At 63.5% G+C, this 12,845-nt stretch carries 9 protein-coding genes and 1 pseudogene; 8 read left to right on the top strand and 2 right to left on the bottom strand.

All coding sequences use genetic code 11. The annotated features are described in order from the left end of the window. The first annotated feature begins 71 nt into the window (after positions 1-71). Both HWE04_RS22560 and HWE04_RS22555 read left to right on the top strand, forming a co-directional pair. A complete protein-coding gene (locus tag HWE04_RS22560; protein ID WP_006463539.1) occupies positions 72-1,529 on the top strand; it encodes a Ppx/GppA phosphatase family protein in 1,458 nt (485 codons plus the stop codon). Positions 1,530-1,894: 365 nt separating this feature from the next. After that, the gene (locus HWE04_RS22555; protein WP_077238536.1) at positions 1,895-2,929 is read left to right on the top strand and encodes an extracellular solute-binding protein; all 1,035 of its coding nucleotides are present in this window, start codon (positions 1,895-1,897) and stop codon (positions 2,927-2,929) included. 58 nt (positions 2,930-2,987) lie between these two features. Here HWE04_RS22555 and HWE04_RS22550 read toward each other — a convergent pair whose 3' ends face one another. Beyond that, positions 2,988-4,130: a GNAT family N-acetyltransferase gene (locus tag HWE04_RS22550; RefSeq protein WP_241813757.1), complete on the bottom strand. Its 1,143-nt coding sequence runs from the start codon at positions 4,128-4,130 to the stop codon at positions 2,988-2,990. A gap of 125 nt (positions 4,131-4,255) precedes the next feature. Here HWE04_RS22550 and HWE04_RS22545 point away from each other — a divergent pair, with 125 nt between their 5' ends. From HWE04_RS22545 to HWE04_RS22530, 4 genes are all read left to right on the top strand, one after another. After that, complete coding sequence (locus HWE04_RS22545; protein WP_241813756.1) at positions 4,256-6,313, top strand: NAD(+) synthase; 2,058 nt, start codon at positions 4,256-4,258, stop codon at positions 6,311-6,313. 179 nt (positions 6,314-6,492) lie between these two features. Continuing rightward, complete coding sequence (locus tag HWE04_RS22540; RefSeq protein WP_006463535.1) at positions 6,493-6,831, top strand: P-II family nitrogen regulator; 339 nt, start codon at positions 6,493-6,495, stop codon at positions 6,829-6,831. Positions 6,832-7,098: 267 nt separating this feature from the next. Continuing rightward, positions 7,099-8,619 (top strand): aldehyde dehydrogenase, encoded by a 1,521-nt coding sequence (adh, locus tag HWE04_RS22535; RefSeq protein WP_241813755.1) that lies wholly within the window; start codon positions 7,099-7,101, stop codon positions 8,617-8,619. Between the two features lie 115 nt (positions 8,620-8,734). Beyond that, a complete protein-coding gene (locus HWE04_RS22530) occupies positions 8,735-9,115 on the top strand; it encodes a DUF779 domain-containing protein (RefSeq protein WP_006463533.1) in 381 nt (126 codons plus the stop codon). Here HWE04_RS22530 and HWE04_RS22525 read toward each other — a convergent pair. Then, positions 9,096-11,129: a sigma-54-dependent Fis family transcriptional regulator gene (locus HWE04_RS22525; protein WP_241813754.1), complete on the bottom strand. Its 2,034-nt coding sequence runs from the start codon at positions 11,127-11,129 to the stop codon at positions 9,096-9,098. The two genes, HWE04_RS22530 and HWE04_RS22525, sit on opposite strands and share 20 nt — an antisense overlap. A gap of 208 nt (positions 11,130-11,337) precedes the next feature. Here HWE04_RS22525 and HWE04_RS22520 point away from each other — a divergent pair, with 208 nt between their 5' ends. Beyond that, entirely contained in the window at positions 11,338-12,645 is a 1,308-nt protein-coding gene (locus HWE04_RS22520; RefSeq protein ID WP_241813753.1) for a PA0069 family radical SAM protein, read from the top strand. Positions 12,646-12,710: 65 nt separating this feature from the next. After that, a pseudogene (locus HWE04_RS22515) lies at positions 12,711-12,845 on the top strand (protein kinase); the annotation flags it as partial.

Below are 12,845 nucleotides of genomic sequence, written 5' to 3'. Positions count from 1 at the left end.
TCGGGATGGAGACAAGGTGAGGTTTAAATTATTTAGCAATTGGCTTCTAGTGCGATTGCGAAAGGACATGCATGTTTGCTGCGGTAGATCTCGGTTCCAACAGTTTTCGCTTGCATATCGGCAAGTACGAGGACGACGGCATACGCGTCATCAAGAGCGCGCGCGACCCCATCCGCCTGGCGGCGGGCATCGACAAGAGCGGCAACCTGACCCAGCAGGCCTGTCAGAGCGCCATCGATTCGCTCACCCGCTTTCGCGCCATCCTGCGTGACTATCCGCTGACCGCGGTGCGGGTGGTGGCCACCAATACCTTGCGCGTGGCCAAGAACGCAGCCGACCTGCTGCCGGAACTGGAGCGGGCCATCGGTTATCCGGTGGAGATCATTTCCGGTGAGGAAGAGGGCCGCCTGATCTACATGGGCGTGGCCGGCGTGCTGGCCGATGCCGGTGAAGAACGCATGGTCATCGACATCGGCGGCGGTTCCACCGAGGTCATCCGTGGCCTGGGCGAGCATATCCGTCACGTCGAATCCTTCGGCATCGGCACCGTCAATCAAAGCCTGGCCTTCTTCCCCGATGGTGCCATCACCACGGCGGCCTTCGAACGCGCCATCATCTCGGCCCGCTCGCATGTCGAAGATGCGGTACACCTGTTCAGCTTCGACCCGGCCGAGGTGAATGTCTATGGCTCTTCCGGCACCATGCGCGCCATTGCTGACACCATCCGTCGCAACGGCATGGGCGATGGCCGCGTGAGCCTGCCCAGCCTGGCCGACCTGATGCAGCGCCTGATCGATTTCGGCCATGTCAGCCAGATCGCGCTGGACGGCATGAAACCCGACCGTGCCGGTGTGATCATGGGCGGCCTGGCGGTGTTGATCGGCTTCATGCAGGAATTCCGCATCGAGGTCATCACCCCGGTGGAAGCCGGCCTGCGCATGGGCGTGATGTGGGACCTGCAACTGCGCGCCACCAAGGCCGACCGCCGCGATCGTTCGGTCGAAGAGTTTGCCCGCCGCTTCCACGTCGATGCCGCCCGCGCCCATGGCGTGGCCGATACCGCGCGAGGTTTCTTCGATCTGCTGAAGCCGGCCACCGACTCCTACGCCCGCTATCTCTACTGGAGCGCCTTGCTGCACGAGACCGGGCTGGTGGTGTCGCCCACCGGTTACCACAAGCATTCGGCCTACATGATCGCCAATGCCGACCTGCCGGGCTTTACCACTCGCGAGCAGCGTCTGATGAGTACCCTGATCCTCGGTCAGAAGGGCAACCTGAAGAAGATCAGCGAGATGCTGGCAGACGTCGATTTCGCCAAGGCAGTGCTGGCACTGCGGCTGGCGGTGATGTTCCGCCACGCGCACATCACGCTGGACCTGGACAAGGTAAGGGTCAAGCTCAAGAGCCGCATCGACCTCGAGATCCGTCGCGACTACATCAAGGAGCATCCCAGCATTTCCTTCTGGTTCCAGAAGGAGCAGGAGTGGTGGGCCGGCATCGGCGTCGATTTCGCCGTCAAGGTGATCTGAGCGCGCTTCGTCCGCCTTCGCTGTCTTTGTCGCTTTCTCTGCTTTCGCTGCATTTACAGCACGTCATCACGCCCTTGCCACATCAGTCGGCAAGGGCGTTTTTACGTTCACTGCATGGCTTTTCGATATGTCCTTTAGAAGATGATAATGCTTCTTATTTGTGATATATTCGCCTGCGCTTTACCTCTCACCTCTCGCGTATGCACACGCACACGCACACGCATACCCATAACGAGGCAGCCATCAGGCCGCCCGCTGCGACAGCCAAGTCCATCCTGGAGCCCGCTCCCCGGACCGCCTTCCGCGCCAAAAGAAAACGCCGTTTCGCCACGGCGGTCGTTCACTCTTTTTGAAAAGGATGGTCCATGTTCTCCCGTCAATTCGCCGTCGGCGCCGTACTGGCTGCCATTGCCGCCTCCAGCTTCGCGCAGGAAAAAGTCCTGAACCTGTACTCGGCACGCCACTACCAGACCGACGAAGCGCTCTACGCCGACTTCACCAAGGCCACCGGCATCAAGATCAACCGCGTTGATGGCGATGATGCCGGCATCCTGGCACGCCTCAAGAGCGAGGGTGCTTCCAGTCCCGCCGACGTGATCCTGCTGGTGGATGCGGCGCGCCTGTGGAAGGCCCAGAGTGATGGCCTGTTCCAGCCGGTCAAGTCCAGGCTGCTGGACGAACGCATCCCCGCCAACCTGCACAGCAAGGAAGGCAGCGACGGCACCCAGTGGTTCGGTTTTTCCACCCGCGCTCGCGTGATCGTCTACAACAAGACCAGCGTCAAGCCGGAAGACGTGGACACCTACGAAGCCCTGGGCGACCCGAAGAACAAGGGCAAGCTCTGCACCCGCAGCGGCTCGCACCCCTACAACGTCTCGCTGTTCGGCGCGCTGCTGGAGCATGATGGTGCGGCCAAGACCGAAGCCATCTTGAAGGGCATGGTCGCCAACCAGGCGCGCCAGCCGGTGGGTGGCGATACCGACCAGATCAAGGCCGTGGGTTCGGGCGAATGTGGCGTGGCCATTTCCAACTCCTACTATGTGGCCCGCCTGCTGCGTTCCACCAAGCCGGAAGACGTGGCCCTGATGGAAAAGGTCGGCATCGTCTGGCCCAACCAGAAGAGCTATGGCGCGCACGTCAACATCGCCGGTGGTGGCGTGGCCAAGCATGCCCCGCACAAGGCCGAAGCCGTGCAGTTCCTGGAATACCTGGCCAGCGATGCGGCCCAGCGCTACTTCGCCGAAGGCAATAACGAATGGCCGGCCGTCAAGAGCGTGAAGACCGAGAACCCGGCGCTGGTCAAGATGGGTCCGTTCAAGGCTGAAGTGATCAACATCGGCGCCGTCGGTGCCAACCAGCAGAAGGTGTTGCAGATGCTGGATCGCGTCGGTTACAAGTAATCCGGATGTCTGGCCCGGCCCGCAGCATTGCTGCGGGCCGGTTTTTTTTTACGCCGCCTCAGCGGGACGGATCGCGGAAGGGATTGCGCTCGTTGAGCTCGTTGATATAACCATCGATGCCGCCGACTTCGCGGGCCAGGAAGTGCTCCACGGCATCGTAGAACCCCGGATGCGCCAGCCAGTGTGCCGACCAGGTCTTCTGCGGCAGGAAGCCGCGTGCCATCTTGTGCTCGCCCTGGGCGCCGCCTTCGAACCAGCGGATCTTTTCGGCGATGCAGAATTCCAGCGGCTGGTAGTAGGCGGTCTCGAAGTGCAGGCAGGGGACGTGTTCCAGCGCGCCCCAGTAGCGACCGTAGAGGGTGTCGCCGTCATGCACGGTGAGCGAGGAGGCGATGGGCTGGCCATCACGCAGGGCCAGGGTCAGCAGCAGGTGCTCTGGCATGGTGGCGCCGATGCGGCGGAAGAAATCCAGGTTCAGGTAGGGCGTCGAATAATGCGCCGCATAGGTATGGCGATAGCAGCGGTTGAAGAATCGCCAGTGGGCCTCGGTGATCTCGCTGCCCCGCAGCCAGGTGAATTGCACGCCCTGTTCGGCCACCTTGCGCCGCTCGGCCAGGATGTTCTTGCGCTTCTTGCGATCCAGGGTATCGACGAACTCGGCAAAGCTGCCATAGCCTTCGTTGTGCCAGTGGAACTGCACGCCGCTGCGCAGCAGGAAACCGGCATCGGCCAGCTGTTCCGCCTGCTCCGGGGGCGGGTAGAGGATGTGGGTGGACGAGTGTTCGCCCTCCTGCTGCAGCGCCTGCAAGGCGGCCAGCAGGCCGGCGCGGGCCGTCTCATCGACTGCCATCAGCCGCGCCCCGCGCACCGGCGTGAAGGGGATGGCGGCCAGCAGCTTGGGATAGTATTCGACGCCGTGGCGCTGGTAGGCCTCGGCCCAGGCCCAGTCGAAGACATATTCACCATAGGAGTGGAACTTGCGATACAGGGGCAAGGCCGCCACCAGGGCTTGGTCCTGCCACAGCGTCAGGTAATGCGGCTCCCAGCCGGTGTCGGCACTGGCCGCGCCGCTCTCGTGCAGCGCATGCAGGAAAGCGTAGCTGAGGAAGGGGTTGCCTTCGGCCTGGGTGGCCACCAGTGCGTCCCAGCGGCCGGGGCCGATCTCGGCCAGAGAAGAAACGATTCGCGTGCGATAATCCATGGACTGCGAGTGACCTGCATAAGAAGGCGCGGCCCACGGCCCCGCTCGAACAGGCATTCTACGCAAAACCGACAGAACGCGTCGCCATCGCGGCGACCCGCACAGAGCAAGAAAGTCCGCACGATATGACTAGCCCATTCTTCAATCTCTATAGCCACGGTTTCGCCCGCGTCGCCGTGGCGGTGCCGGACTGCAAGGTGGCCGATCCGGTCTACAATGCCCAGCGCACCATCGCCCTGGCCGAGCAGGCCGCCGCCGGTGGCGCGGTGCTGGTGGCCTTCCCCGAACTGGGGCTGTCGGCCTATAGCTGCGAAGACCTGTTCCAGCAGCGTGCCTTGCTGGACGCCGCGCAGGATGCCCTGCAGAGCGTGCTGGAAGCCTCCTTGCGCATCCCGGCTGCCCTGGTCGTGGGCATGCCGCTGAAGGTCGAACACCAGCTCTATAACTGCGCCGTGGTGGTCAGCGCCGGCCGCATCATGGGTGTGGTCCCCAAGAGCTACCTGCCCAACTACAGCGAATTCTACGAAGCGCGCCAGTTCAGCAGCGCCGATTGCGCCGTCACCCGCCGCACCCGTCTGCTGGGCCAGGATGTGGATTTCGGCAGTCACTTACTGTTCGAGATCAGCAATATCCCCGACCTGCGCTTCCATGTCGAAATCTGCGAAGACGTCTGGGTGCCGATCCCGCCGTCCTCCTTTGCGGCCCTGGCCGGCGCCACCGTGCTGGTGAACCTGTCGGCGTCCAATATCGTGGTCGGCAAGTCCGGTTACCGTCACCAGCTGGTGTCGCAGCAATCGGCGCGCTGCCTGGCGGCCTACCTGTATTCCTCGGCCGGCGATGGTGAATCGACCACCGACCTGGCCTGGGACGGCCAGGCGCTGATCTGCGAGAACGGCGAATTGTTGGCCGAGTCCGAGCGCTTCACCCAGGGTGGCCACGTCATCTATGCCGATGTGGACCTGGAGCGTCTCTCGCGCGAGCGTTTCCACCAGACCACCTTCGGCCAGTCGGTGCGCCGCCATGCGGACGAAGTGCGCCGCTTCGAGGTGGTGTCGTTCGATGTCCAGCTGCCGCAGGACCGCCCGCTGCCGCTGCAACGCCGCGTGGCGCGTTTCCCCTATGTGCCGGCCAACGCGGAGCAGCGCGAACTGCGCTGCCGCGAGGTCTACAACATCCAGGTCATGGCGCTGGTGCAGCGCCTGTCTTCGTCGGGCCTGAAGAAGGTGGTCATCGGCGTTTCCGGCGGCCTGGATTCCACCCATGCCCTGCTGGTCTGCGCCAAGGCAATGGACAAGCTGGGCCTGCCGCGCACCAACATCCTGGCCTATACCATGCCCGGTTTCGCCACCAGCAGTCGTACCCTGGTGCAGGCGCATCAGTTGATGACGCAGGTCGGTTGCTCGGCGCAGGAAATCGATATCCGCCCCAGCTGCGAACAGATGTTGAAGGATCTCGGCCATCCCTATTCGCGGGGCGAGCCGGTCTACGACATCACCTTCGAGAACGTGCAGGCCGGGGAGCGTACCAATCACCTGTTCCGCCTGGCCAACCACCATGGCGCCATCGTCATCGGCACCGGCGACCTGTCGGAACTGGCGCTGGGCTGGTGCACCTATGGCGTGGGCGACCACATGTCGCACTACAACGTCAACGCCAGCGTGCCCAAGACCCTCATCACCCATCTGGTGCGCTGGGTGGCCGAGTCCGGCTCGCTGGAACTGAAGCAGCCGGAAGTGCTGATCCACATCCTGGAAACCGAGATCAGCCCGGAACTGGTGCCGGGCGCCTCCGATGGCGAGCCCGGTCAGCGCACCCAGGACTTCATCGGTCCCTACGAGTTGCAGGACTTCAACCTCTACTACATCCTGCGCTACGGCTTCACGCCGGCCAAGGTGGCCTTCCTGGCGCACAGCGCCTGGCATGACCGCGATGCCGGTCATTGGCCGGACGGCCTGCATGGCGCCCACAACCAGTACAGCTTGCCGCAGATCAAGAAAAACCTGGGCATCTTCGTCTATCGCTTCTTCAAGACCAGCCAGTTCAAGCGTTCCTGCGTACCCAATGCGCCCAAGGTCGGTACCGGCGGCTCGCTCTCGCCGCGGGGTGACTGGCGCGCCCCCAGCGATGGCGAGGCCACCGTGTGGCTGCAGGATCTGGAGCGGATTCCGGATCTGGAGGGCTGAAACCGGCTTTTTGAGGGCTCGCTTGCGCAGGGTGGTTGAAAGCTAGGCGGGCCTGATTGACAATGTACGAGTGGGCAGGGGGCCACGTCCCTGTCCCTAAAAGAACAACATCGCAGTACCCGCTATTCAACAGATCGCAACCGATCGTTTCTTTACGACATACCAAGAGAGGAATTGCCATGAAACAAGTGACCGCCATCATCAAACCGTTCAAGCTGGACGAGGTGCGTGAATCCCTCGCCGAAGTCGGCGTCACGGGCCTGACGGTCACCGAAGTGAAGGGCTTCGGTCGTCAGAAGGGGCATACCGAGCTGTATCGCGGCGCCGAATACGTGGTCGATTTCCTGCCCAAGGTCAAGATCGAGGTGGTGGTCGATGACAAGGTGGTGGAGCAGGCGGTGGATGCCATCATCAAGGCTGCCCGCACCGGCAAGATCGGCGATGGCAAGATCTTCGTGCAGGAAGTGGAGCAGGTGATCCGTATCCGTACCGGTGAAACCGGTCCCGATGCCGTCTGAGCAGGTTCCGCTCTCCCCGAAACCGGCCGCTGGCCGGTTTTTTTACGTCCATTGCAGCCGGAAAGCTGTTGCAGTCTGTTGCGCCGTGGCGTGACGGATTGCGCCAGTCTGACACAGCGTGACAGCGCCACACCGGTGGCACAGGCCGCTGGGCCGCCTGGGACGGGCCTCTGCCGGCTGGCATGCGATTTGCCCCTCAGGAGGTCGAACGCCCGCCGCGGCCATCGATGCGTGCGGGATTTCAACCATCACCATAACGGAGACGACATGAACCTGGCAGACATCAGCAAACTCGGCGTACGCGACCCTTTCAAGCAACGTTACGACAACTTCATCGGCGGCAAATTCGTCCCGCCGGTGAAGGGGGAATACTTCGAGAACATCAGCCCGGTGATCGGACGCGCCTTCTGTGAAGTGGCCCGTTCCAGTGCCGAGGACGTGGAGCTGGCGCTGGACGCCGCGCATGCCGCCAAGAAGAGCTGGGGCAAGACCTCGCCCACCGATCGTGCCAACATGCTGTTGAAGATCGCCGACCGCATGGAAGCCAACCTGGAGCTGCTGGCCACCGCCGAGACCCTGGACAATGGCAAGCCCATCCGCGAGACCATGGCTGCCGACATCCCGCTGGCCATCGACCATTTCCGCTACTTCGCCGCCGCCGTGCGCACCCAGGAAGGCAGCATCGGCACCATCGACAACGACACCTATGCCTATCACTTCCATGAGCCGCTGGGCGTGGTGGGCCAGATCATTCCCTGGAATTTCCCCATCCTGATGGCGGTGTGGAAGCTGGCCCCGGCGCTGGCTGCCGGCAATTGCGTGGTGTTGAAGCCGGCCGAACAGACGCCGGCCTCCATCATGGTGCTGATCGAACTGATCGCCGACCTGATCCCGCCGGGCGTGGTCAACATCGTGCAGGGCTTCGGCGTGGAAGCCGGCAAGCCGCTGGCCTCCAACAAGCGCATCGCCAAGATCGCCTTCACCGGCGAGACCACCACCGGTCGCCTGATCATGCAATACGCCTCGCAGAACCTGATCCCGGTGACCCTGGAGCTGGGCGGCAAGTCGCCCAATATCTTCTTCGCCGACGTGCTGGACAAGGACGACGACTTCTTCGACAAGGCCCTGGAAGGCTTCGCCATGTTCGCGCTGAACCAGGGTGAGGTCTGCACCTGCCCCTCGCGCGTGCTGGTGCAGGAATCGATCTACGAGCGCTTCATCGAGCGCGCCTTGAAGCGCGTGGCTGCCATCAAGCAGGGCAACCCGCTGGACAAGAGCACCATGATCGGCGCGCAAGCCTCGCAGGAGCAGCTGGAAAAGATCCTCTCCTACATCGACATCGGCAAGCAGGAAGGCGCCAAGGTGCTGGCCGGTGGCGGCCGTGAAGAACTGGGCGGCGACCTGGCCTCGGGTTACTACGTCAAGCCGACCGTCTTCCAGGGCAACAACAAGATGCGTATCTTCCAGGAAGAAATCTTCGGCCCCGTGGTCTCGGTGACCACCTTCAAGGACGAGGAAGAAGCCCTGGCCATCGCCAACGACACCCTCTACGGCCTGGGTGCAGGCCTATGGACCCGCGATGGCACCCGTGCCTTCCGCATGGGCCGCGAGATCCAGGCCGGGCGCGTGTGGACCAACTGCTATCACCTGTATCCGGCGCATGCGGCCTTCGGTGGCTACAAGCAATCCGGCATCGGTCGTGAAAACCACAAGATGATGCTGGACCACTACCAGCAGACCAAGAACCTGCTGGTCAGCTACAGCCCCAAGGCGCTGGGCTTCTTCTGATCGGGTTTCTATCCTTCGTTTGTCTCCTTGGCTCCTTGCAGCAAGGCAGCTTGGGCGCCGGTCCGTTCTCCCACGGCCGGCGCCTTTTTTATGTGGACTTTCCAGGAGCATGCCGATGAGCGCCTTACCCCGGGTTACCGCCACCGACGCCACGGTGGCACTGCTGCGCCAGTTGAAGACACGCCATGGCGCCTTGATCTTTTTCCAGTCCGGCGGCTGCTGTGATGGCAGCGCGCCAATGTGCTACCCCGAAGGAGACTTCACCTTGGGCGACACCGATGTGTACCTGGGGGAGATCGATGGCGTGCCGTTCTACATCGGCGCCGACCAGTTCGAGTACTGGAAGCACACGCAGCTGATCATTGACGTGGTCAATGGCAACGGTGGCATGTTCTCGCTGGAGAATGGCAGCGGCAAGCGCTTCCTGACGCGCTCGCGGCTGTTTTCCGATGAAGAATATGACGCTCTGGAACCGCTCAGTGCCCGCGTGACTTGAAGCGCCGGTACAGCGTATTGCGCGACACCCCGAGCGCCTTGGCGGCGGCGCTGACATTGCCGTCATGCGTGCGCAATGCGCGTTCGATGGCGGCCCATTCCGTGTCCTGAATGGAAAGTGGCGGAGAGGGTGGTTCATCGTCAACGCTGGCCAGCGGGGCGCTGGCCGCCGCGTCTTCGAGGAAGTCGTCCGGCAGGTGCCGCAGGCTGATGGCGGCTTCGCCCTCGGCCATGGCCAGCGCGGTGCGGACCAGGTTGGACAATTGCCGCAGGTTGCCCGGCCAGCGGCTGGCCTGCAGCAGCGCCAGGGCCTGGGCATCGAAGCGCGGCGCCTGCGGGCCGCCTTCTTCCTGCAGGATGCGCTCGATCAGGCAATCCAGATCGCTGCGTTCGCGCAGGGCGGGCAGCTTGACCTGCAAGCCATTGATGCGGTAGTACAGGTCTTCGCGGAAGGCATGGCGCGCTGCCATCTCGCGCAGCGGCTGGTTGGTGGCGCATACCAGTGCGAACTCCACCGGGATCACACGCTGGCTGCCCAGCGGCGTGACGGCGCGCTCCTGCAGCACCCGCAACAAACGACCCTGCAGTGACAATGGCATGTCGCCGATTTCATCAAGGAACAGCGTGCCACCCTGGGCTTGCGCGATCTTGCCGATGGCACCCTTGCGGCGCGCGCCGGTGAAGGCGCCGTCTTCATAGCCGAACAGTTCGGCTTCGATCAGGTTTTCCGGAATGGCCGAGCAGTTGACCGCCACGAAGGGCGCCGCCATCCCCTGGCTTTGCGCCCTACGCGAACAGGCGCTGGCGCGGTGGATGGCCTGCGCCAGCCACTCCTTGCCGGTGCCGGTCTCGCCGGTGATCAAGACCGGGATGGCGCGGTCGATCACACGGCGCAGCTTGCCGATGATGTCGCTCATGCGGGCGTCGCCGGTCTCCAGCGCCTGCAGATCGGGCAGGTCAGCGGGTCCGCGCACGGCCGGTGCGTGGCAGACCGGCGCCAACGCGGGTGCAGACGCTGCTGCCGCTGCTGCCGCCGTTCCGAGTTCTGGCGCCTCGATGACTGCTTCACGGGCGTTCTGGAAATGCTGGTCGCGCAGCCGTAATTCGGCGCGACCGTGGATGCGGATGCCATTGTGCAGGCACAGCTCCAGCAGGCCGGGCGCGGCCTTGCGGTGCTGCTCGAACAACAGCGACAACGGCACCCCGAACAGCGAGGTGAAGGTATGCGACTGCAGTGCCGCCAGCGTCAGGCCCAGCTGGAACTGGGCACTGCGGTTGGCCGCCAGGAAACGTCCGCCCGGCGTGAAGCTGACGATGCCCTCCACCAGCGTGCCCACGAATTCGGCGCGGCTGTGGAAGTGCAGGGTGATGCAATCGGGAAAGCTACCCGCCAGCAGGTGGTTTTCTATCATCTGCGCCGACATGCGCACCAGGGCCATGGTGTGCTTGTGGAAGCTGCCGCATTCGCCCGACACGTCCAGCACTCCCAGCACCTTGCCGCGATGGTCGAAGATGGGGGCCGCCGAGCAGGTCAGGAAGCGGTTGGCATCCAGGTAGTGCTGCTGGGCGTGGACCGTGGTCGGTTTCTGTTCGAACAGGGCCGTACCGATGGCATTGGTGCCGCGCAACTGCTCCGACCAGCGCCCGCCGGGACCGAGCGCCACGCGGTCTGCCTTGGCCAGGAAGTCGCGGTCGCCCAGGGTATGGATGATGGTGCCTTCGGCGTCCGACAGGATCACCATGCTGTGGGTATTGCGAATCTGATCGTAGAGGGTTTCCATCACCGGCCGGGCATGGCCGGACAGGGATTGGCTGGCCTCCAGCGTCTGCGCCAGGTCGGCACGCGAGAGCTGTTCCAGATCGGGCCGCTGGCCGCGGGTGATGCCATAGGAAGAACTGCGCTGGTGCGAGCGCGCAATGGCCTGCAGGTCCGGCTCGCCGTCGGCCGTGGCCTGCACCAGGGGCGCTGCGCCCAGCAATGCACCGGCGCCTGGCCGGTTTGCCTGGTATTGCATCCTTGTCTCCTTGGACCTTAGCGGTCCTTATGCCCTGTCGTCGCGGCCGCCCGGTGTTCTATTTCTTATCTTTCGGGAAGCCTGGGGTGAACAAGCATACCTGATTAATCCGGCAGCCGGCTAAATTGAAACAGGGTTTGCAGGCGGCCGGAAGTGTGGGCAAAATACTGTTCATATATACAGTATTGTTCAGCTAAATCAGCTAGCTATGGCTTCCTTCCCCAAATTCCCGCAGGGCATCGCCCGGCCGTTTCCTGACCAGCCGGAGCCATCGCCCTCGGATGACGACGATGCGACCATCACACCGGCTACCTTCATCCATCGCCAACAGGTGGCCCAAAAGGGTCGGGGTGCGGTCACCAACCTGCGCGGGCGCTACGAATCGGTGAACCGCGAGGAGTTCGATGATGGCTGGCAGCCTCTGCAATTTTCCGGTGATGGTCCACCGACCGGTGAAGAGGCCGCTGGCGCGGAACAGACCGATACCACCGATGCCGGCGAACAGGACGAGGAACCGCTGCGCCTGAAGACCATCGTCACGGAAGAGACGGCCAAGTCCATCATCAGCCGCAATGCCTCGCCCGACTTGCCGTTCTCGCTGTCCCTGAATCCTTACCGCGGCTGCGAGCACGGCTGCATCTACTGTTTTGCCCGACCCTCGCACAGCTACCTGGGCCTCTCGCCGGGCCTGGATTTCGAAAGCCGGCTGGTGGCCAAGGCCAATGCCCCGGAGCTATTGCTGCGCGAGCTGGCCCGGCCGTCCTACCAGCCAGACACCATCACGGTGGGCATCAATACCGACGCCTACCAGCCCATCGAGCGCGAGCGCCAGTTGACCCGCCGCATCCTGCAGATCCTGCACGATTGCGAAAACCCGGTGGCCCTGATCACCAAGTCGTCCCTGATCGAGCGTGACATCGACCTGCTGGCGGCGATGGCAGCCAAGCGCCAGGCCATTGCCGCCGTCACCATCACCACGCTGGACCCGGCCATCGCTCGCACCCTGGAACCCCGGGCGGCCAGTCCGGCGCGGCGCCTGCGGGTGATCCGTACGCTCGCCGAGGCAGGTATTCCAGTGAGCGTATCGATTGCGCCGGTGATTCCCTTCGTCACCGAGCCGGATCTGGAGCGGGTCATGGAAGCGGCCGTGGAAGCCGGTGCCGGCCAGGCCGGCTATATCGTGCTGCGCCTGCCATGGGAAGTCAGCCCCTTGTTCAGGCAGTGGTTGCAGGCGCATTTCCCGGACCGGGCGGCACGGGTGATGAACCGCATCCAGGACATGCGCGGTGGCAAGGACTACGACGCCGATTTCGCCACCCGCATGCGCGGCACCGGTGTCTGGGCCGAGCTCCTGCAGCAGCGCTTCGACAAGGCCAGCCGCCGGCTGGGCATCGACCATCGCAACCGCGCCTTCGCCACGCTGGATGCCAGCCGTTTCCGGCGGCCGCTGCTGGTGCCGCCGGCCCGGGGCGGGCAGGGCAAGCGGAACAAGGATGATCAGCTTGATCTGTTCTGAACTGAAGTCTTGGGGAGGGGCTTGGCTGGTACACTGCGCGCTTTGATCGAATCAGGCTTTTTTGCATGCATACCCTGGAACAATTGCGTAGTGGCGAGTTGGCTGGCGTGACGCGGCTTTCACTGTCTTGCGGCCTGCGTGAATTCCCGCCGGAGATTTTCACCCTGGCCGATACGCTGGAAATCCTCGATCTGAGCGGG

Origin of the sequence: Herbaspirillum sp. C7C2 (assembly GCF_022627865.1) — a bacterium.
In the GTDB taxonomy this organism is placed as follows: domain Bacteria; phylum Pseudomonadota; class Gammaproteobacteria; order Burkholderiales; family Burkholderiaceae_D; genus Herbaspirillum; species Herbaspirillum frisingense.
Note: the sequence above shows the minus strand (reverse complement) of the source record. Positions and strands in the feature narration are given on the sequence as shown.

Coding starts and splice junctions, on each gene's coding strand:
- HWE04_RS22550 (WP_241813757.1), bottom strand. CDS start 4,130: ATGGATTATCGCACGCGAATCGTTTCTTCTCTGGCCGAGATCGGCCCC.
- HWE04_RS22525 (WP_241813754.1), bottom strand. CDS start 11,129: ATGCAATACCAGGCAAACCGGCCAGGCGCCGGTGCATTGCTGGGCGCA.
- adh (WP_241813755.1), top strand. CDS start 7,099: ATGAACCTGGCAGACATCAGCAAACTCGGCGTACGCGACCCTTTCAAG.
- HWE04_RS22555 (WP_077238536.1), top strand. CDS start 1,895: ATGTTCTCCCGTCAATTCGCCGTCGGCGCCGTACTGGCTGCCATTGCC.
- HWE04_RS22530 (WP_006463533.1), top strand. CDS start 8,735: ATGAGCGCCTTACCCCGGGTTACCGCCACCGACGCCACGGTGGCACTG.
- HWE04_RS22560 (WP_006463539.1), top strand. CDS start 72: ATGTTTGCTGCGGTAGATCTCGGTTCCAACAGTTTTCGCTTGCATATC.
- HWE04_RS22520 (WP_241813753.1), top strand. CDS start 11,338: ATGGCTTCCTTCCCCAAATTCCCGCAGGGCATCGCCCGGCCGTTTCCT.
- HWE04_RS22545 (WP_241813756.1), top strand. CDS start 4,256: ATGACTAGCCCATTCTTCAATCTCTATAGCCACGGTTTCGCCCGCGTC.
- HWE04_RS22540 (WP_006463535.1), top strand. CDS start 6,493: ATGAAACAAGTGACCGCCATCATCAAACCGTTCAAGCTGGACGAGGTG.